This is a genomic window from Hymenobacter frigidus, assembly GCF_014640435.1.
Lineage (GTDB): Bacteria > Bacteroidota > Bacteroidia > Cytophagales > Hymenobacteraceae > Hymenobacter > Hymenobacter frigidus.
This window is the reverse complement of record NZ_BMGY01000003.1, coordinates 111,145-131,950: the sequence shown is the minus strand read 5'-3', so window position 1 is coordinate 131,950 and position 20,806 is coordinate 111,145. Positions and strand designations below refer to the sequence as shown.

The following is a 20,806-nucleotide window of genomic DNA, read 5'->3' as shown; positions in this document are numbered from 1 at the left end:
ACGAAACTCCGGCAACCAGCAAATTATGAGGAATAAAAAAGCCGCCTCGTTTCCGAAGCGGCTTTTCGTTTCTCAGCGGCGGCCTAAGCCGGCGATGGGCAATTACAGCTTTACAGCTACTGCGGGCTTGGCGACGGGCTTCACGCTGGCGCTGGCGGTTTTGCCGCCTTTCATGCAGCACGACGAGCCACCGGCCATGCCGCCTTTCATGGCGCAGGCTTCTTTTTTATCTTTTTTATCAACTTTGGCCTGGCCTTCTTGGGCGAAAGCGGCGGTGCCGGCGAAGGCAAACAGGGCGATGGCGAACAGGGACTTTTTCATGGGAAACGAAGTGGGGTGTGGGGAAACAAAAGGCGAAAACGCGCGGTTTTGAGGCTCTAAGGTACGCAGCGTCGGCACATACTACAATACCGGTCCGTACGTGGTTTAGTTCCCCCTTTTGCTCACCAATTGCTGCCTTCCGGGCGCTGGCCCCGGCCGGCGGCTGGCGGCTGGCCGCCCGGATGTCAATTCGCCGTTACGCTCACCTCACCCTAATTGTACTGGGCCTGCTCACGGCCGTGAGTGGCTACTTCGTGGCCCAGCTGCGGTTCAACTACAATTTCAACGACTTCTACCCCGCCGGCGACCCCGACCTGGATTATTACCAGGGCTACACCAAGCGCTTCGGCAACGACAACGATTACCTGCTGCTGGGCGTGGAAGCCCCCGCCGGCCGCACGGTGTTCGACCCGGCGTTTCTGGCGCAGGTTGATTCGCTGACGCAGCTGGCCCGGCGGCAGCCCAACGTACGCAACGTCACCTCCCCCACCACCCTGGCCAATACCGTAGTCGAGGGCCTGGGCGTGTTCAGCCTGCCCTACCTGCACCCCGAAACCTACGCCACCGACCCCGCCCGCCGCGCCGCCGACTCCCTGCTGATTTACCAAACGCCCGGCCTAGTGGGCAACGTTTTCAGCTCCGATGCCCGCGCCCTGGCCCTGGTCCTTCAACTCACGCCCGACCTCAAAAAGCCACCTAGCGACTCGCTATTCGCGGCCCTGCGCGGTGGCCTGGCCCGCCTGAACATCCCCGAGGCGCGGGTGCATTTCGCGGGCCGCATCGTGGCGCAGTCCGTATTTGTGGATAGGCTGAAGTGGGAGCTGGTCGTGTTCATGTCGCTGTCGGTGCTGCTGGTCACGGGGCTCCTGTGGCTCACCTTCCGAACGTGGTGGGGCGTGGTGCTACCACTGATTGTGGTGCTGGGGACTATTTCGTGGGGCCTGGGCATCATGGCAGCTTGTGGGGTCACCATTGATTTGATGACGGCCCTACTACCGCTCATGCTCTTCGTGGTGGGCATGTCCGACACCATCCACATTATTAGCCGCTACGTGAGCGAGCTCGGCTACGGGGCTAGTAAGAAGGACGCGCTGCGGGTCACCATCAAGGAATCGGGGTTTGGGTCGGGGCTGTCGGCGCTCACCACCAGCCTGGGCTTTTTCACGCTGATGACCAGTACCATCCGGCCCATTCACAACTTCGGTCTGTTCACTGGCGTCGCCGTTATTCTGGCCTTCATCCTCAGCTTCACGCTGCTGCCGGCCATGCTCGTGCTGCTGGGCAAACCGGCCTTGCGCGAGCCCCGCCGCCAGGGCCACAGCTGGGACGGCGTGCTAGGCCGCCTCTTCCGCATCGTGCTGGTGCGGCGGCGGCTGGTGTTCACCGTGAGTGGGCTGGTGCTGGTGGCCTCCATTGGGCTGGCCACGCGGGTCCACATCAATTCTATGCTGCTCGACGACCTTTCCAGAAAAGACCCCGTGCGCATGGATTTCGCCTTTTTCGACCGCCAGTTTGCCGGCGTGCGCCCGTTTGAGCTGGAGTTGAAGCCGGCCGGCGGCCGCGACATCTACGACCTGGCCGTACTGCGCCAAACCGAGCAAATCGAAGGCTACCTGGACCAGACCTACGGCCTGCGCTTTGCCGCCTCGCCGGTCACGCTGGTCAAATCGGTGCGCAAGGCGCTGCACGGCGGGGGCCTGGCCGAATATCGCCTGCCCGCCGACACACTGGAAATGCGCAGCCTACGCGGCAAGCTCCGCCAGTTCCGCAAAAAGCCTGAATTCAGCGCGCTGGCCTTGCCCGATGGCACGGCTGGCCGCCTCACCGGCCGCATGGCCGACGTGGGCAGCGTCCGCGCCGATGCCCTCAACGACCAGCTGCGCCGCTACCTGCGCACCAGCGTCGACAGCACCGTGTTGCGCACCCGCCTCACGGGCTCATCCAATCTTATCGACAAAAACAACGAAAACCTGACCCTGAACATGATTCAGGGCATGGCCATCGACGTGGCCATGGTCACGCTCATCGTGCTGGTACTGTTCAAATCGTTTCGCATGACGCTGGTCGTGCTCATTCCCAACCTTCTGCCCATCATCATCGTGGCCGGCGTAATGGGCCTGGCCGGGGTGAACATGAAGGTGAGCACGAGCATCATTTTCACCATCGCCTTTGGCATTGCCGTCGATGACACCATCCACTTCATCAGTAAGCTCCGGCTGATTTTGGGGAAAGAGCCCGACATCTTCAAAGCCGTGCGGCGTACGTATTTACTGGCCGGCAAAGCCGTTATCACTACCTCGCTGATTCTGGTGGGCGGCTTTTCCACCCTGCTTTTTTCCAAGTTCGACGGCACGTTCTACGTCGGCCTGCTCATTGGCCTGACGCTACTTTTCGGCGTAGTGGCCGAGCTCACGCTGCTACCGCTGCTGATTCTGTATTTCTACAAGCGGCCGAAAGTAGTTGTGGCAGTGGAGGCTGGCAGCAGCAGCAAGGCCACGCAATTGCCTTAACTGGTACCAGTTACCACTTGCTTGCTTCATTCAAGGTTATTGAATGGCTTTGTATTTCAAAGTGCTGTTAATTTTGCCATGTCGAATTTCGTTGCCCCCAATTCCATCGTGCGCCGCATCTGGGGCACTTCCGATACGGTGATGTTCATCTTTGCCGGGGCGGCCGCCGAATTTGCCCTCAACAAAGCCGTGGACTGGCTTTACTTCACCGGCCGCCTGCCCGCTGACCCGTTGGGCCGCCTGTTTTCTACGGTGGACTACGCCCGCCGCATCCTGTTTGCCGACCGTACCGGGGCCGAGCGGGCCATTGATGCCATTGCCGCCATCCACAGGGCCGTGGAGGCCAAGCGCGGCCAGCCCATTCCCGATTGGGCGTACCGCGACGTGCTTTTTATGCTTATTGCGTATTCCATCAAGGCATTTGAGGTGCTGGAACGGCCGCTAACCACGGCGGAATGCGAGGAAATCACGGCGGTGTTTTGCCGCGTGGGCCAACGCATGGGCATCCCGGATTTGCCACCATCTTACCCCGCCTGGTTGCTGGCCCGCGAACAGCACCTGGCGCAGGATTTGGCCGTCAGCCCCTACACCACCGACTTGTACCAGCAGTACCGCAAGCACTTGGGTGGGCCCCGCTACCAGCTGTTGCGAGCCATTCAGGGCCGGGTGGTACCGCCCGCAGTGCGCCAGCAGTTGCAACTCCCATCCGGAGCCTTCCTGCGGCCCGCGCTGGCCTTTTACGGGCGCACCAAGCAGTGGCCCGCGAGCCAATGGTTGAAAAATGCCCTTCTGCCGACCGAGTACCAAACCCGCATCAAGGCCCTGGATGCGCAGCCGGTGGAACATTCCGAGCCTGACGCAGCTACCGCCAGGCAATTGCGCTGCCCAATGCGGCAGCACGCACCCAAGCATAGTGCAGGGTGAAGTAAAGACGGAAGAGCAACTCGTGAATAAATGAGTCAGCAGCGGTTTCTCGCATTGCGTTGCCCGCCTACCTTTAGTGCCCCAACCACACGCACTACATGCAGCTACCGGGCATCATCATTGGCGGCGGAATTGCGGGCCTGACGGCTGCAATCGCCCTACAGCAGCGGGGCATTGCGGCCCTCGTGTGCGAGGCTGCCCCGCAAATTTTGCCACTCGGAGCCGGCATTTGGATGGCTCCGAACGCTATGCAGGTATTTGACCGGCTGGGCGTGGCGGCCAAAATAAACGCGGGCGGGGTGCCGCTCCAGGCCATTGAGGTAGTGGATGGGCAGATGCGGCCCATCATGCGCACCGACCAGGCGCGCATCCGGCAGCGGTTTGGCTACTCCACCACGGCCATTCGGCGGGCTACGCTGCAGCAGATTCTGCTGGCCGAAATCGACCCGGCCCGCGTGTTACTGGGCAAAACCTGGACAAATCTGGTGGAGGACGCCGCTGGGGTTTCGGTAACGTTTGCCGACGGCAATACGCTGCGCGGAGCTTTCGTGGTCGGGGCCGATGGCATCCACTCGCCCATCCGCGAGCACCTGTTTCCGGGGGTGCGGCCGAGCGGCACGGGGCATCTGGTGTGGCGCGGCATGTCGAAAATTCACCTCGCTGCGCACTTCAAAAAAGCCATTCGGGAAGCCTGGATGAACGGGCTGCGGTTTGGCTTTTCTGAAATCGAAGATGGCTTGGTTGATTGGTTTGCGGCCGTGCCGGGCAGTTTTGGGGGCGAGCGGGCCGGGTTGCTGGCGCGGCTGCAGGCGGCTTTCCGGGGCTTTGCCTATCCCGTGCCGGCTATTCTGGCGGCCGCCAATGAACCCGCGATTATCAAAAACGAAGTCATGGATTTTGACCCGCTGCCCCGCTGGCATCGGGGCCGCACCTGCCTGATTGGCGATGCCGCGCACGCCACTACGCCCTACATGGGCCAGGGCGGCTGCCAGGCCGTGGAAGATGCCTATACCCTGGCCCTGGCTATGGAGCAGCACCCGGAGGCCCCGGCCCAGGCGTTTGCGGCCATGCAGGAGCTGCGCCGCGCCAAGGCCCGGCATATCGTGCGCACTTCCCGCCTGCTGGGGCGCGTGGGCTACCTGGCCGGGCCAGCCGGCGCGCTACGCAACTTTGCCATGCGCGCCGCGCCGCAGTGGGTCACGGAGCGGCAGTTTTGCGAGGTGTACGCGCTCAATTACTAGTGTAACCGCTCGTCAGGACTGATTTTAGCGCTCAGCTTGTTCCAAATGCGCGTAGAAAGCACGTATCCGGCGCACTACTTCGTCGGGCTGGGACAGCACCATCCAATGCGGGGCACCTGGGATGATTTCCAGATTAGCATGGGGCATTTGGGTAGCCAGAAAATGTGCCTGAGACGGCGGAAAATGCTTATCGTTTTCACCCCACAAAATGAGCGTGGGGCATTGCACCTGCTGGTAGCGGGCGGGCAGGCGCGGCAATTGGGCTTCGTAGCCGGCGCACATCCGCACCACCACTTCGCGCACGGCCGGCCGCCGGAATGTGCGCCACAGCTCGCGCCGCAAGGGAGCCGCCAGCCCGGCCCGGCCCCAAGGCAAAAAGGTGTGCAACGCCCGCTGAAACACCAACCACGGCAGATGCCGCAGCAGCAATTTATTCACCCCAAAACGGCGCAGCCAGCGGATTTCCCACGAGGTGGGCGCGTCGCCCCCGGCCAGGCAGTTCATCACCACTAGGCTGCGGATGCGCTCGGGGTAGGCGGCCGCGAACACCAGCGCCGGCTGCCCACCCATGTCCTGCCCGATGAGGTGGATTTTGGTCAGGCCCCAGGCATCGAGCAGCGTGAGCAGGCGCTTGGCCAGCGCCACGGGCGTGGCGCCGCCGGGCCACTCGTCACTGTCGCCCTGTCCGGGCCAGTCGAAAACAATAACCTGCTTATCGATAGCCAATTCGGGAGCAATAGCACTAAATACCTGCAGATTATCGGGGTATCCGTGCAGCAGTACCACGGCCTCGCCCTGGCCCAGGCGGGCTACCCGCAGCTGGTGTCCCTGGTGCAGTTCCAGCGTCGTGTCAAGCATGAACGGGGTGGTCGTGGGTCAGGCAGTCGGCGGCCAGGATGCCGGCAATGGCGCAGAAGCTTACCCACTGCCCGGGGTGCGTGGAGCTACCGGTCAGGTACAGGTTTTTAATGGTGGGACTGCGGTGCGCCAGGCGGCCTTTGCGCATGAGCTGAGCCGTCATCACGGGGTTCATGCTGTCGCGGTACAAGTTATAGTCGCGGCCCCACTCGAAAGTGGTGCGCCGGTGCAGCACGCGGTATTCGGCAATGCCTTCCTGCCACCAAGGCTCGGCCAGCTGCTCGTCCATGAGTTGGTGCTGGCCTTCGGTACCGAGGGCGTCGGCCGTGGCGTGGGCCAGCGGGGAAATGAGTCGGGCCGGATACCAGCCGTTCTGCGCCAACTCGGGAGCCAGCAGGCCGGGCTGCACGAAGGCCGTGCAACCGGTACCGCGCAGCTTGAAGCGCACGTAGTACGGCGGCCGACGGCCCTTCACGGCCAAATACACGCAGGTACCCGGCGACTGCAACGGCAGCTGCCGCAGCTTCTCTTTTTCCGGCGCGGGAAAATCCTCCACCAGCTCCACGTAGGTGCCAATGCCACTGGCATCGGACATGACGGCCGTAGCCGGCAGAAACTCCCCGGCAGCGGTCACCACACCGGATGTCCTTCCCCGGTCAGCCTCAATGGCAGCCACTTTGGTGCCGTAACGGATTTCAACGCCAGCGGCTAGCGCGGTTTCCGTCAATAGCTCGGCTACGGCGCGCATACCACCGCGCGGGTAGTAGGCTCCCACGCCGTGAAATAGACTGGGTACGAAGGCCATCGGGGCCGGGGCCTGCGCCATGGGCTGCCCGGCAATGTGCGTCCAGATGCCAATGCCCGCCCGCACCGGTGCCGGCAGGCCGGATTTTTCCAGCACGCCGCCCAGTGAGCTAAGCATGAAGGGCACGCTGCTCAGTGAGCCGTTCCGAATGACATCGAGCACGCCGGGGTGCGAGTGAAACGTGAGCGGCTGCACGTTGCGGTGAATGGCCCCGGTTTTCTCTACAAAAGCCTGGTACTGCTTCCCACTACCGGGATATTGCGCTTCAAAAGCAGCGGCCGTGGCTTCCAGGTTGCGGTCGAAAGCGGTGGTGGTACCGTCTTCGTGCAGCACGTGGTACACGGCTTCGATGGGCGTGAGCGGCAATGCCCCGGCCGCAATACCCAAGTGGGCAAATGCCCATTCCAGCCCCGGCTTATCCAGCAGAATGTAGGGCCCGGCATCGAAGGTGAAGCCTCCCACTGTCAAACCGGAGGCCAACCCACCGGCTTGGTCCCGGGCTTCGAGAATCTGGACTGCGTGGCCCTGCCGCGCCAGCCTAATGCCCGCGCTCAGGCCGCCCACACCGGCTCCGATAATAATAATTTTGGGTGAGGCAGCAGTCGACATAATGACGTGGGAACTGACCAAGTAGCCGTCCAGTTGGGTGGAATTCAAGCAAACATAGCGAATGGCAAAATCTACCGCTGGCAAATCAGGCAGCGCAAGCGAAGAATGACTTATTTTTACCAAAAAACCCAGAACATGAAACTTCAACTCCCTGCTATTGCATCCCGCTATTTGCTTGTTGCGCTGCTGGCCACTTCCGGCTTGTTTACTGCTGCGTGCAAAAAAGACGAGCTCAGCGACGAAGACCAAATCAAAAAGTACATCAGCGACAATAAGATAACCAATGCCCGACGGCAGCCCTCCGGCTTGTATTACGTGCCGGTAGCGGTTGATACGAGCAAAATGCGCGCCACCGCAGGCCGGACCGTATCGGTGCTTTACACGGGTGCGCTCATGGATGGCAGCGTGTTCGACGCCTCGTCAAAGCGTGGCAACGTTCCCATCAGTTTCGTCTTGGGCACTGGCCGCGTTATTAAGGGCTGGGACGAAGGCATTGCCCTGATGCGCAAGGGGGAGAAAGCGCAGTTGCTAATTCCTTCGGCCTTAGGCTACGGCTCTTCCGGAGCAGGGTCGTCCATCCCGCCCAATGCCGTGCTACGCTTTGACGTGGAGCTGACGGACGTAAAATAGAGACCCTGGTCAGACGCAACAACGTCATGCCTAGCCTCGGCTCGGCATGACGTTGTTGCGTTCGGCTCTTACGCGACCACCACTCCTACCCGCGTCAGCAGCGCCGCGTGGTGCGGCGCTCGGCTCAGCATTTGCTCATTGCCGAGCAGCACCAGCTGCTGGCGGGCCCGGGTGAGGGCCACGTTCAGCTTGCGGTCGACCTGGCCGGTTTCATCGGGCGAAATCATCAGTTCGAGCTGGTGCTCGTGGTGGCAGCAGAAGCTCACGATGATGACTTCGCGCTGGCTGCCCTGGTAGCGCTCCACGGTATCGACGCTGACCTGGGCCAGGGCGGGCAAATCCAGCTCTACGGCCAACTGAGCCAGGCGGGCACGGATGCGCGCCGCTTGGTTGCGGTAGCTGGCAATGATGCCGAGCGTAGTTTCGGGGTTGAATTTATCGCCGTAACCCTGGACTACGTAGGCGGCGGCCTGCCCAGCCAGCTCGGCTTCCTGCGCCGATTCCTTCATGGACAAGTCCTCGGGCTGGCGGCGCGTGGGCACGAAAATTACCCGCTGGCTTTGCAGTGCGGTGGCAAACGAACCGACTGGAGCCGGCCAGGCGGCCCGGTCGAGCGGGGCGGCCTGCCAGGGCATGGGGCAACGCAGCTGGCCGTCGTAGAAATCCTGATTAACCAGCACGGCCAGTTCCTCGTGCATGCGGTACTGGTCGGCGAGGGTGCCATGGGCGTGGGGCCAGTGGGCCTCGGCCCGGCGGAAGAGGCGCTCGAAGTAGGAGTTGCGCAGGTTGGTGAGGCCGAGCTCGGCGCGCAGCAGCTCGGCGCATTCCGGGGCGATGGCGCTGGTTTCGGGCTCCTGCGTTACCACGGCGGGCAGCTGGCGGTGGTCGCCGATGAGGATAAACTTGGGTACTTTGGCCAGCAGCGCCAGCATTGGCGATTCCAGCACCTGACTGGCCTCGTCCACCACGGCCAGGTCGAACTGCTTCAGCAGAAACAGTTCGGGTTTGCCCAGCAGGCTGGCCACCGTGCCCACGTAGAACGGGCAGGTGGTGAGCCGGCCACGCACCATCTGGCGGCTGTTGCAGTCGCGCAGCATGTTATCGAGCAAGTACGGCCGGTAGACCGGTGCGGTGCCCAACCGCGAACCTACCCGAATAAACGGCAAGCCGGCCTGCACCAGCTGCTCGCAGATTTCATCCACGGCGCGGTTGGTATAGGCGGCCAGCAGCACTTGCTTGTCCTCTTTGTAGAGGTTCACGGCCAGCTCGCGCAGCACGGCGCGGGTCTTGCCGGTGCCGGGCGGGCCGCACAGCACAAACCAATCGGGGGCGGCCAGGGCGCGGGCCACTACCTCGGCGGCCGTGGTAGCGGGCGCGGTTTCCGTGGTCCAGCCTTCGGGCTGACGCGGGCCGGTGCGGGCCAGCAGGCGCTGGCGGCGGTCGGCCGCCAGGCAGAGGAAGGACGAAAGCCCGGCCCATTCGCGGCGGAAGGTGTCGTAAGTATCGGGCTCCAGGGCCCAGTGCGAGTGGCCGTGCAGGTAGCGCGGGGCCATGCGCCGGTTGCGCACGCTGAGTACGACCCGGCCATCGGCCCCCAGGTCTTCGGCGAGGACGACTTTCACTACCTGCGCATCCAAGACACTGAGTGACTGAGCGGATGAGTGACTGAGTGAATTGGCGGCGGCAGCATCGGCGGCGGCGCGGACTTTCCGCCTTGGGTACAAAATGAGCGTGTCGCCGGCCCGGAAGTTGACTTCGCGGCCGCCCTCGGCGCGCTGGAAAACGAGGTGCGGGCCCAGGCCGTCGCGGGCATCATCGTCGGCGTTGCTGTGGTCTTCTACTAATTCCAGGTCATCGAGCAAGCTGAAATTCTGGTGCTTGCGGGCCTGGGGCAGCAGCCAAAGGCCTGCTTGCCCGCCGGCATCGCCGGGCCGGGCCTCATCACCGAGCAGGGTCAGGCGCATTTCGCGGGCGGCAAAGCGGACCAGTTCCAGGCAATAGGCGCGCTCCACGGGGTCGGCGGCGGCCCAGGCGTTGGCTACTTTTTCGGCCTTGGCTTTGCCGAAGGGCGGCAAGGCCGCAAGGTTGGGGTGCAGCACGGGGGCCAGCAGCGCAGCAGTCTGGCGCGGGCCGGTGGCGCGGGCCAGCTGCAGCTCGGTGCCCACCAATTGGTTGCGGGCCGATATAAGGCGGTCGATAAAGTCCTGGTCCTGGTCGACGCGGCGCACGGCGGGCTGGCCACTCGCCGCGTTTGAATACAGGATGCTGGTGCGGCCCCGACCCGCCGTTTCGCCATCGGCCCCAAACACCGATTCGAGCAGCAAACGGTAGAGCTGGGCCTGGGCGGCGTGATTGCTCCAGGGCTCGGCATGGGGCACTTTGGTCGAGCTTTTCAACTCCACCAGGTCGTAGCCGGTGGCGCTTTCGTGCAGCAAATCGAGACGGCCCTGCAGGCCGTAGGTGGCCGACAGAAAGGTGGGTTCGAGGAAGCAGTCGGCCAGGCGCAGGGGTTCCTGCTGGTAGCCGGTGCGGCTTTGGGCCACGAAGCCCAGGGTTCGGGTTTCGCGCAGGGTGCGGTGATGGCGGCGCAGGTCGTTCAGCAATTCCGGTACGCCGGTCCGGGTCTGGAATTCGGGCAGGGTGCTGAGGGCCAGCGGGGCTGAGCGGAACAAGCGGCCCCGAAAGAATTTTTCCAGATTGAATTCCGCTTCGATGGAATCCAATTTACTCGGCCCTTCTTTTAACACTTCCGCAACTTCAAAATCCTGAGCTCGAATTTCAAATTCTGCTTTCTTAACTCTCAATTCCTCACTCCTTCCGGCGTGGCTTACCTCTTCATCAAGCAGCAGGTTCACCAGGTTTCCGACCACCAGCGGGCGCGAGGTTTCGTCGGGTAAAAACGCATTCAACAAGGCCCACTCGGGGATGGTGCCGTCTTTTTGAGCGCACTCCGCGATGGTGGTCACGCTCACCAAATAGTCGGGTTCGAGCACCACGCGGCGGGCGCGCACGCTGCCATCGGCCAACACGACCGGGCCAATGAGGTGCAGCGTGGGATGCAGGGCGGCGGCCAGCGGCAGCACGTTCTCATAAGCAGCAGGCAGCAGCAGGCGGAATGGGCCACCGGGCCGGCCATTGGCAGGCATGGCCATTTCCACCGTCAGCTCCCCGGTGGCTAAGTCGGCGTGCAGCACCCTTACCCGCCACGCAATACCGGCCGGAGCCGCAGCCGGGACGAATGCGATTTCCGCCAAAGCAGCAGTCGGTGTTTCGGCAGTTTCAGCGCTGAAGGCAGCCGGCGCTACGGGCAGCAACGGCCCCGGGTACGCCTCCCCCGTGAGGTAGAGTACCAGCGCCGCCACGGCCGCGAAGCCGCTCGCTGCTTCGGCCGGGGTGCCGGCATAGCTTTCGTGCACAACCAGGTTGGCGGCGAGGCGCAACGCCTGGAGCTGGTTGCGCAAGCCCAGCGGCAGGCTGTGCGCGTACGTAACCTGGCCAATGGCTTGGTTGAGGTCAAGAAACGGCACTTCCCGCTGCTTGCAGTCGTCGCGCAATACGGTTTCCAGCAGCTTGCGCAGCTTGGGCAGCTGGTCGGCGGACGCGGCGGCGGGGTCAGCCGCCAGGGCAGCGAGGCGGGGATAGTAACGAGTCGACATCGGGGTAGAAAATCAGTGGCAGCGCCTATAAAAGTAACGGATTTGCCGCAGCAATCCGGGCAAACCGGCTGGCCCAACGAGTAGCACCGGGGCTACCTTTGCACGAGTTTTGGTACGGCGTCATTACCCTGCCCGCGCCGGGCGAGGGTTATTGATTACCCGATTTTTTTCATTACTCCTATTCCGCTAGTCCACATGTCTGTCTTATCGATACCGTTAAAAACGCAACTTCATGCGCTCCGGCCCGTGTTTCGGACGGCGGCCGCCTGCGTTATGGCCGCCTGGGTGCCAGTCCTGTCGGCTGCCGGCCAGGATCCGGCCGTGACCACCGACAGCCCCTTGCCCGGCCTGTTGCGGGAGCGCGCCACCCTCACGCGCCAGTACGCCGACGCCAGCGCCCAGCGCCACAGCCTGTTCGGCAACAAGCCTTCCAAAAAGGACCTGGAGGAAGTAGTGGACGCCCTGCAAGGCATTGTCGATAAGGACCAGCAAATCGTGGATGTGCTGAACCAGACGGCCCAAACGGCCCAGTCCACTTCCGTACGCCTCGCGGCTACCACTACGCACATCGAAAACAGCAGCCGTGACGACCGCAACCTCACCGCCCAGCGCGTATCCGAGCTGCAGAACGAAACCGAAAACCTGCGCCAGCGCGAGAAACAGCGCCTTACCAAAATGCGCGACCTCGAAGCCGAAGTGACCGAGGCCAAGCAGGGCCACTTTGTGCGCGATGCCCTCATTGCCGGGCTGGCCGTGCTCAGCGTGGGCCTGCTGGTGGCACTGCGGCGGGGGAAGTAGCCGTTTTTTAACTGCACGACGAAAAGAAAATCTGCATTCTGGGAAAGAAGAATTGCCGGGCAGCGTGTTAGGTACGGAACCCGCTATTTTTCTTCCATGAACGTCCTCTACTGGCTGCGCAACGACCTGCGCCTGCACGATAACGAAGTGCTGGCCGCCCTGCCATCCACCGCCACCGCCCTGCTGCCGGTGTACTGCTTCGACCCCGTTGCGCTGGGTCCCGATGCCTACCTGGACCTGCCCCGCGTGGGTCCGCACCGCCTGCCTTTCCTGCTCGAAACGCTGGCCGATTTGCAGGCGCGCTACATCGCGCTCGGCTCAAATATTCATTTCGTGGTGGGCCGGCCCGAGGAAGCCCTGCCCGCCCTGGCCCGGCAGCTCGGCCTGCAAGCCGTGTGGGCCAGCACCGAGCACACCACCGAAGAGGAAGAAGCCGAGGACGCCCTCACCGACGCGCTGGGCCCCGATATTCCGTTACGCCGCTTCGAAACCCTGACCCTACTGCACCCCGCCGACCTGTCCATCAACGTGCAAAACCTGCCGTTTTCGTTCAGCAAGTTTCGGTTTGATGTGGCTTCGCGCACGCCGGTGCGGCCTCCGCTGCCCACCTCGAAAAGCCTGCCGCCGCTGCCAACGGACCTGGTGCCAGCCCCGCTGCCCAATGCCGCGGCCCTGATGGCGGCGCTGGACTTGCCCACCCCCGCCGTTTCGGCCCGCGACCACCGCTCAGCATTGCCCGCGCTGAGCGGGGGCGAAACCGCCGGCCTGGCCCGCCTGCACGACTACGCCGTGGCGCGCCACCTGATTGGCCGCTACGACGACACCCGCAACCAGCTGCTGGGCGAAGCCTTCAGCACGAAGTTTTCGCCCTGGCTGGCCAATGGCAGCCTCTCGGCCCGCCAGATTTGGGCGGCTATCGACGACTACGATACCACCCACGGAGCCCGCAGCAAAGGCGCGCTGCAACTGCGGCTGGAGCTGCTGTGGCGCGACTATTTCCGGCTGCTGGCCCACAAGGCCGGCCCCGATTTCTTCCGCTGGCGCGGCCTGCGCGACCAGCAGCCCAAGCCCACCCGCCCCGACCGCGCCGTGTTCGATGCCTGGGCCGCCGGCCGCACCGGCAACGCCTTTGTGGATGCCAACATGCGCGAATTAGCCGCTACCGGCTTCATGAGTAACCGGGGCCGCCAGAACGCCGCCAGCTTTCTCATCCACGACCTGCACCAGGACTGGCGCTGGGGCGCGGCTTTCTTCGAGCACCAACTCATCGACCACGACGCGGCCTCCAACTGGGGCAACTGGAAGTACATCGCCGGCACCGGCACCGATGTGCGCGATACTGCCTTCGACGTGGCCCAGCAGGCCAAGCGCTACGACCCCCAGGGCCGCTACGTGCGTACCTGGAGCAAATAGCGCGGACTTTTAGTCCGCGCAGAATCCGGACTCAGACGACTCGTTTATCCTCGAACTAAAAGTCCGCGCTATGCCCCACCCCGTACCTTCGCGGCATGTCCTCAACGTTTCCGTTTCAGCTCTCCCCCGCCCCGCCGCCCATTTCGCCCGAGTACCAGCTGGTCATCTTCGCTGATGTGGGCGGATTGGAGGAGTATTATGTGCTGTTCCAGGACTACGGCTTTGGCGGCACCGCCGATTCCTGGGTCGAGCACATCGAAACCATTATTGAGGAGCACCAACCCGCGCTGCTCGACGAGCTGGAATTTGGCGAAGGCGGCCAGACCTTCGTCGTTTACGCCAGCAGTCCGGAGATAGCCGACCGGTTTTTGGCCACCGTGCTACCCTATTTCGGCACCTTGCCCCTGCTCCAGAAATACCTGAGCCAAGCCGACCCGGACGACTTTTTCGCGTGACACCTTGAACAGCAGCGCACGGTGCATTATTGAACTTACGCGGCTTTTGTTACTCTCTCCCCCGTTTCGTTGTTATCCTGATTAACGAAATCAATTCCGCTTTCTCTTGTCCGATACCGTCCCCACTTTCGCCCCCGTTGACCCCTACGCCCTTGAAAAAGAGCTGCGTCAAGTTCAAACCTTGATGAAGCTGGAGCAACAGGAAGACCTGGTGCAATTCAAGCTCAAAAACGCCAAGGCCAGCATTCAGGAGCGCCAGCAGCGCGGCCTCACCTGGTACCCCGTCACCATCACGCAGGAAGACATTGGCTTCGGCGGCAAAGTCGTGCTGGAGTTGGAGCGGCCCGCTGGGCAGCAGGGCCTGCACCTGTTTCAGGTGGGTAAGAACGCCGCGCTGTTTGGCAACGTGCCCGGCCGCTCGGCCACCGACCGGCCCACCCTCAACGGCGTAATTACCAGCGTGCGCCGCAACAAGCTGCTGCTCGCCACCACCAAGGAAGACCTGCCCGACTGGGTGACCGAAGGCGGCAAGCTGGGTATTGACCTCACGTTTGACGAGGTCAGCTACCGCGAGATGGACTATGCTCTGGGCAAGGTGATGGGCGCTTACGGCGACCGGCTGGCCGAGCTGCGCGACGTCATTCTGGGAGCTAAAGAGGCCCGTTTCCGCGAGGAAAAAGCCTCGGACTTGTTCTACCCCAGCCCGCTCAACGACTCGCAGCTGGCCGCCGTGCGCCACGTAATGGCGGCCCAGGACGTGGCCATCATCCACGGCCCGCCCGGCACCGGCAAAACCACTACGCTGGTGCAGGCTATAATGGAAACCATCCGGCGCGAGCGGCGCGTGCTGGTGTGCGCGCCCAGCAACACGGCCGTCGATTTGCTCACCGAAAAGCTGGCCGAGCGCGGCGTCAACGTCATCCGCATAGGCAACCCCAGCCGGGTTTCCGACCTGCTGCTCGAGCACACCCTCGATGCGCAGGTGATGGCGCACAAAAGCTACAACGAGATGCGCTCGATGCGCCAGACGGCCAACCAATACCGCGAAACTGCCAGCAAACACGTGCGCAACTTCGGCTACGAAGAGCAGCAGCAGCGCAGAATGCTGAAGGAAGAAGCGCGGATGCTTTTTCAGCAGGCCGATGATTTGGAGCGCTACATCACCGAAGATTTGTTAGAATCGGTGCAGGTGATAACCTGCACGCTGGTGGGCGCGAGCAACCGCAACATCCGTCACCTCACCTACGAAACGGTGTTTATTGACGAAGCCGCCCAGGCGCTGGAGCCCGGCTGCTGGATTCCGATTGCCAAAGCCAAGCGCGTGGTACTGGCCGGCGACCACCACCAGCTGCCGCCCACCGTGAAAAGCGAAAAAGCCGGGGCCCTGCGCGAAACGCTGTTTGAGAAAGCCATCAAGCGTCAGCCTGCCACGGCCCGGATGCTTACCGTGCAGTACCGCATGCACGAGCAAATCATGCAGTTCAGCTCCGACCAGTTCTACGACGGCCAGCTGACGGCCTACGAAACCGTGGCCCACGCCGGCCTCGACGCCTACGACCTGCGCTTTGCCCCCGACCTACCCGTGGAGTTCCTCGACACCGCCGGCTTCGGCTTCCTCGAAATCACCATCCCCGAAAGCCGCTCCACCGCCAACCCCGAAGAGGCCGACCTGCTCCTCAAGCGCCTCGCCCAGCTACTCGAACCCTACGACCCCGCCGACCACGAAAGCGACCCGCTCAGCATCGGGGTAATAGCCCCTTACCGCGCCCAGATTAACTATCTAAAGGATGCTATTGAGGAAAACGACGAGCTCAGCGGCTTCATGCTGCACCGCCAGCTCAGCGTGGGCACCGTGGATTCCTTCCAGGGCCAGGAGCGCGACATCATCGCCATCACCCTCACCCGCAGCAACACCCACGGCGAAATCGGCTTCCTCTCCGACATCCGCCGGATGAACGTGGGCATGACCCGGGCGCGCAAAAAACTACTGCTCGTCGGCGACTCCTCGACGCTGAGCGCGCACCCATTTTTTAAGGCGCTTATTGAATACGTGGAAAGTATTGGCGGCTACCGCACCGCCTGGGAGCTGCAGGACTAACGCCTGTTATTACGAGTAGAGCGTCGCGCAACGCGGCAATGACGGCCGTTTCCACCGTCGCAACGTACTTATCTTGCCTGAAAATTTTGGTTCCACCCTCCTTCTCACGGCCGCCCCAACCGGCCCGACCTCCATCCCATGGCTGCAATCAGCGATAAAAAAGTCGTCACCATCACCTACGACCTCAGCGTGACCGACGAAAACCAGGAAAAAGTATTGGTTGAATCGGCGGAAGCCGACTCGCCCATGGTCTTCCTTTTTGGCCACAGCGGCCTGCCCGAGGAGTTTGAAATCCAGCTCGACGGCAAAAACGCCGGCGACGATTTCCAGTTCAGCCTCACCCCCGAGCAGGCCTACGGCGAATACGACGACCAAGCGCTGGTCGAAATCCCCAAGGACGTTTTCCTCATCGACGGCAAGCTCGACGACGACATGCTGCAGCCCGGCAACTTCCTACCCATGGCCGACAACGAAGGCAACCACATGCAAGCCAAAGTGGTAAGCATCGGCGACACGGCCGTACAAATGGACTTCAACCACCCGCTGGCGGGCATGGTGATGCACTTCACCGGCAAGGTGCAGGAAGTGCGCGAAGCCACCGCTGAAGAACTAGCCCACGGCCACGCGCACGGCGAAGGCGGCCACCAGCACTAAGTTGCTGATTGCGCCAGCTGACGAAAAAAGCAGAACGTCATGCTGAGCGAAGTCGAAGCATCTCTACCGCGTAAGTAAATGATTACTTCTGCGGCAGAGATGCTTCGACTTCGCTCAGCATGACGTTCTTTTTGTTACGTTTCTGACTGTAATTCCTCCCTCACCAACTGCTCAAGCTGCGGGAAGAACTCCCGGAAATCAGCCTCGTAAGCTCCGTAATTCTTCTGCAGCTCCGTTACGGCCGTTTCCATGCCCGAGCCGGGGGTAGCCCGGCGGCTCAGGCCACTGAGGGCACTGGCAATGCCGTCGAAGTCGGCGTAGTGCAGTAGCCAGTTGTGTTGCGTGAGATGGGGCAGAAAATGCTGCACGCGGAGCGGCATCTCCGCCTGCCGGGCTGTGAGCAGGGCATACACCCGCTGGGTAAAGGCCAGCAGGGTTTCAGGGGAGAAAGCAGGGAAGTTTCGGGCTAGAAAATGGTCCAGAAACATATCCGAAATCACACCGGCATATTTCCCGTGGCCAGCTTCGCGCAGGCGATGGGTGCTGCGGCGCACAATGGGGTGCTGGTCGGTGTAGGCATCAATGGTGCGGTGCAGGCGGATACCGGTTTGCACCGCCGAAGCGTAGCTTTCGAACTGGCGGCCGGGCACCGAATCGGCAATAAAGTTGCCGAGCAGAACGTCGGAATACGCGGGGGCCGCGCGCGGACCGGAGAGCAGCAAATGGGCCAAAAAATTCACCCACGCAAGGTATGGCGCAAAGTGCGGGCCCGGCACTTCCCAACCTTCGGGCAACCCGGCCGTAAACAAAAACTGAATTTTCACCTTCAGAAACGACTCTTTCCCATGGCCGAACAAATCGCCGTAAGCCACGACATTTCCAAACTCGTGGATAAAATCAAAGACATCCGCATCGCCATGATGACCACTGTCGAGCCCGACGGTACCCTGCACTCGCGGCCCATGTTCACGCACGAGCCCGAAGCCAACGGCACCCTGTGGTTCTTCACGGAGCATGACTCCAAAAAAATCGACGAAGTGCAGAGAGACCGTCGCATCAACCTAGGCTACTCCAAGCCCGAGGACAATTTGTACGTGGCCATCAGCGGCACCGCCAACGTGGTCACTGACCGCGCCAAAATCAAAGAGCTGTGGACCGAAAGCCTGCGCGGCTGGTTTCCCAAGGGCCAGGACGACCCCAACGTTGCCCTGCTCAAAGTAACCATCGACATGGGGGAATTCTGGGATTCGCCGAACGCTACCCTGCTGCGCGCCTACACCTACGCCAAGGCCGTCCTCACCGGCGAAACTTACAAGGCCGGCCCCGATGAGCACGCCATTGTGAAGCCCTAATCAGGCATCTTAGCCCTTTAAAAAAAGGCCGGAAGCAATTCCGGCCTTTTTTTGTTGCTTGAAACCCACCGATTAGCTGATAGGCGGCTACTCTCTCCCATATGCCCCACACTACCCTTACCGTTTTCACGCTAAAAGCCGGCCAGCGGCGCTGGGGCCTTGCTCAGATGGGCACCTCCCCGCCAGTATTGCGCCGGGTACCGGGCCTGCGGTTTTTCAAATTACTAGGCAGCGGGGCCCGCAACGGCTTTGGCCTGTGGCCGAACCTGGACCGCTACGGATTCATGGCCGTGTGGGAGGATGAGGCTGCAGCAGCCGCATTTTTTGCCCAACATTCGCTGTGGCAGGGCTACCAGGACCGTAGCGCCGAACAATGGACGCTGCAACTTGCCCCCATCAAAGCACAAGGCTTGTGGGATGGCCAGACTCCGTTCGACTACGCTACGACCATGCCGGCTGCTGATGATGCCCCGATGGCCGTGCTGACCCGGGCCAGTATCAGCTGGCCCAAAACGCGGCGTTTCTGGCAATTTGTGGAGCCCACCAGCGCCGCCCTGGCCGATGCCGCGGGCGTGCGCGCCGCCATTGGGCTAGGCGAGCTGCCCGTGGTGCGGCAGGCCACGTTCAGCGTCTGGGAATCGACCCAGGCCATGCAGCAGTATGCCTACCGCGATGCCCGCCACCGCGAGGTTATTGTCCTCACGCGGCGAGAAAAATGGTACAGCGAGGAGCTTTTTGCTCGGTTTCGGGTGCTGGGCAGCGCCGGCACGCTCGATGGGCACGACCCACTCGCTGGCCTGCTATTGGGGCCGCGCTAGTCGTTCAGGTTGTACCGTCCCAGCCACGCTTTGCCATCGGCGGTGAGTTCCGGGTGTGGGTCGGCCTCCAGCGTCAGGCCTTTGATGGTGCGTATTTCCAGGCCGGGACGAGTGAACCAGGTAAAATCCTGAATGCCCGTAGTGGCTGTTTTGGGGCGAATTAGCTGGTCGTGGCCCAAGCCACTGTAAATATTCACCGGAAAGTGCTGGCTTAGCGGCGGCACTATCTCGAATACATCATCGCCACCCAACCCGTACAGGTTCAGCCGCTGGGTTTCTTTTTGGTTGTATGTGCGGTCCGAAAGCAAGCTATCGGGCAAGCCCAGCCGCTGGGCCAGCAGGCGCACCCGCAGCCGCCCCGCGCCCGCGCCACTGATGACAAACCGCTCGCTTCGGTCGGTGCCTACTACGCAAGCTTCCTTGGCCAGAATTTCATAATACTGGCGGGCCACAGCGGGCAGCTGCGCCCGGCGGGCCCGCAGCAGCGGTCCAAAATAATTAGCGATGGAGGTGCGGGTTTCAGAAGGTCCGGTGGCCAGCGCCCGGTCTATCCGGACATCGGTTAGCCGCTGGAGGAGCGAATCAGCTTCCTGCTGAAAATCTTCAGCATTTAGGGATGCCAGCAGGGTGCGGTCAAGCACGCGGGCGGTAGCGGTGAGGCCATCTACGCTGCCCGGCCGAATGGTGGCGTGAAAGCTCTGGTACTTGGGCACGAACCAGGAAACCAAGCGAGTCATAAATCCGTCGTCGAACAGGAAAAAAGCCTGGTCGCGGTCGCGCGGAATGGGCCGGTAGCGCACCCTTCCGGATTCCGTGAAGCTGGCCCAGCGCCACTGGTCCTCGCGGCGGCTCCAGTCGCCCAGCCACATATCCAGCAGGCGGGCGCGCAGGTACGCGCGGGCCTCTACCCGGGCCGTGGGCTGCCCGTGAATGGCAGCCAGCATGTGCGCCGTGCTCACTACGTGGGGCGAGTGCCCAAAGCCGGGCAGGCCCATTTGGTTGCCGGTGGCCCGCTCTTCCAGCAGGTAAAGCGCATTGGCGTAACTCGCCCGAAACTTGCCCAAGCCAGGGTCATCGGGCACGTACACCAAGCGCGGATTGGCGTGGTACACCCCGGCGGCATCAGCCAGCGCCGCCGCCGGGCAGGCCCCAAATGGCTGCGACACGCTGGTCTGGTCTTTTATCAGCCCGCCCAACAACCACCGTTTCCAGCCGGCGGGCAGGGCGGCGCTGGCGTCTTTATCCACGGACCGCAGCACAAACTCGCGGCCGCTGGGCGCACACAAACGGAGCGTGTGGCTCTGGTAGCTGCCCCCGGCCTGCAGGGGCACCAGGCCACCCGGCGCGGCCGTGGCCAGGCGCAACACCGGCACAGTTACCGGCGTAGCCCACAGCGTGCGATAATGCTTGCCCCAGAAAAACTGCCAGACGGCGCTTCGGGCGTATTGTGGACCAGCGGCCAGCCGCACCGTGGCCGAATCGGCGGCCCACTGCGGGGCCGGCGAGGCTGACGTTTTTGGCCCCGAACAAGCCGTTATCAGCCCCGCAACGCCCCACCAGCTCCGAATAAAGACGGCCGCGGCCAAGGTAATAATTTTCGACATGAGCGACTGATGCGCTGGCCTGAACAGCTGCGACGCAGCGAAATCACCAGGATAGGTACC

The 20,806-nt window shown here is 62.5% G+C and carries 17 protein-coding genes; 11 read left to right on the top strand and 6 right to left on the bottom strand.

Features of this window, described 5'->3' with window-relative positions; translation table 11 throughout:
- Positions 1–102: 102 nt before the first annotated feature.
- Positions 103–321, bottom strand: coding sequence for a hypothetical protein (locus IEW17_RS02580; protein ID WP_188560452.1), 219 nt, complete (start codon positions 319–321; stop codon positions 103–105).
- 182 nt (positions 322–503) lie between these two features.
- Here IEW17_RS02580 and IEW17_RS02575 point away from each other — a divergent pair, with 182 nt between their 5' ends.
- The 3 genes from IEW17_RS02575 (at position 504) to IEW17_RS02565 (ending at position 4,996) form a co-directional block, all read left to right on the top strand.
- Complete coding sequence (locus IEW17_RS02575) at positions 504–2,831, top strand: efflux RND transporter permease subunit (protein WP_188560451.1); 2,328 nt, start codon at positions 504–506, stop codon at positions 2,829–2,831.
- A gap of 78 nt (positions 2,832–2,909) precedes the next feature.
- Positions 2,910–3,755, top strand: a complete 846-nt coding sequence (locus IEW17_RS02570) for an oxygenase MpaB family protein (RefSeq protein WP_188560450.1) — start codon at positions 2,910–2,912, stop codon at positions 3,753–3,755.
- A gap of 98 nt (positions 3,756–3,853) precedes the next feature.
- The gene (locus IEW17_RS02565; RefSeq protein WP_188560449.1) at positions 3,854–4,996 is read left to right on the top strand and encodes an FAD-dependent monooxygenase; all 1,143 of its coding nucleotides are present in this window, start codon (positions 3,854–3,856) and stop codon (positions 4,994–4,996) included.
- Between the two features lie 24 nt (positions 4,997–5,020).
- Here the strand turns inward: IEW17_RS02565 and IEW17_RS02560 are convergent, their stop codons facing one another.
- Positions 5,021–5,854: an alpha/beta fold hydrolase gene (locus tag IEW17_RS02560; protein ID WP_188560448.1), complete on the bottom strand. Its 834-nt coding sequence runs from the start codon at positions 5,852–5,854 to the stop codon at positions 5,021–5,023.
- Entirely contained in the window at positions 5,847–7,268 is a 1,422-nt protein-coding gene (locus tag IEW17_RS02555; protein WP_229748768.1) for a phytoene desaturase family protein, read from the bottom strand. Before IEW17_RS02555 ends, IEW17_RS02560 begins: the two co-directional genes overlap by 8 nt.
- Before the next feature lie 135 nt (positions 7,269–7,403).
- On the opposite strand from IEW17_RS02555, the gene IEW17_RS02550 reads away from it, so the two are divergent.
- On the top strand, positions 7,404–7,898 hold the full coding sequence (locus IEW17_RS02550; RefSeq protein ID WP_229748767.1) for an FKBP-type peptidyl-prolyl cis-trans isomerase: 495 nt from the start codon (positions 7,404–7,406) through the stop codon (positions 7,896–7,898).
- Between the two features lie 68 nt (positions 7,899–7,966).
- On the opposite strand, the gene IEW17_RS02545 is transcribed toward IEW17_RS02550, so the two are convergent.
- The gene (locus tag IEW17_RS02545) at positions 7,967–11,554 is read right to left on the bottom strand and encodes an AAA domain-containing protein (protein ID WP_188560445.1); all 3,588 of its coding nucleotides are present in this window, start codon (positions 11,552–11,554) and stop codon (positions 7,967–7,969) included.
- A gap of 195 nt (positions 11,555–11,749) precedes the next feature.
- Here IEW17_RS02545 and IEW17_RS02540 point away from each other — a divergent pair, with 195 nt between their 5' ends.
- The 5 genes from IEW17_RS02540 (at position 11,750) to IEW17_RS02520 (ending at position 16,972) form a co-directional block, all read left to right on the top strand.
- Entirely contained in the window at positions 11,750–12,352 is a 603-nt protein-coding gene (locus tag IEW17_RS02540; protein ID WP_188560444.1) for a hypothetical protein, read from the top strand.
- A gap of 96 nt (positions 12,353–12,448) precedes the next feature.
- A complete protein-coding gene (locus IEW17_RS02535; RefSeq protein ID WP_188560443.1) occupies positions 12,449–13,765 on the top strand; it encodes a DASH family cryptochrome in 1,317 nt (438 codons plus the stop codon).
- Between the two features lie 95 nt (positions 13,766–13,860).
- Entirely contained in the window at positions 13,861–14,220 is a 360-nt protein-coding gene (locus IEW17_RS02530) for a hypothetical protein (protein ID WP_188560442.1), read from the top strand.
- A 106-nt stretch (positions 14,221–14,326) separates the two neighbouring features.
- Positions 14,327–16,318, top strand: coding sequence for an AAA domain-containing protein (locus tag IEW17_RS02525; RefSeq protein WP_229748766.1), 1,992 nt, complete (start codon positions 14,327–14,329; stop codon positions 16,316–16,318).
- A 138-nt stretch (positions 16,319–16,456) separates the two neighbouring features.
- Entirely contained in the window at positions 16,457–16,972 is a 516-nt protein-coding gene (locus IEW17_RS02520) for an FKBP-type peptidyl-prolyl cis-trans isomerase (protein WP_188560441.1), read from the top strand.
- 134 nt (positions 16,973–17,106) lie between these two features.
- Here the strand turns inward: IEW17_RS02520 and IEW17_RS02515 are convergent, their stop codons facing one another.
- Positions 17,107–17,703 carry an acyl carrier protein phosphodiesterase gene (locus tag IEW17_RS02515; RefSeq protein ID WP_373286149.1) on the bottom strand — a complete coding sequence of 199 codons (597 nt, stop codon included), beginning with the start codon at positions 17,701–17,703 and terminating at the stop codon, positions 17,107–17,109.
- 114 nt (positions 17,704–17,817) lie between these two features.
- Here IEW17_RS02515 and IEW17_RS02510 point away from each other — a divergent pair, with 114 nt between their 5' ends.
- Positions 17,818–18,324, top strand: coding sequence for a pyridoxamine 5'-phosphate oxidase family protein (locus tag IEW17_RS02510; protein ID WP_188560440.1), 507 nt, complete (start codon positions 17,818–17,820; stop codon positions 18,322–18,324).
- 101 nt (positions 18,325–18,425) lie between these two features.
- A complete protein-coding gene (locus IEW17_RS02505; RefSeq protein ID WP_229748765.1) occupies positions 18,426–19,142 on the top strand; it encodes a DUF3291 domain-containing protein in 717 nt (238 codons plus the stop codon).
- Here the strand turns inward: IEW17_RS02505 and IEW17_RS02500 are convergent.
- The gene (locus tag IEW17_RS02500) at positions 19,139–20,746 is read right to left on the bottom strand and encodes a hypothetical protein (protein WP_188560439.1); all 1,608 of its coding nucleotides are present in this window, start codon (positions 20,744–20,746) and stop codon (positions 19,139–19,141) included. The genes IEW17_RS02505 and IEW17_RS02500 overlap by 4 nt on opposite strands.
- Positions 20,747–20,806: the final 60 nt, after the last annotated feature.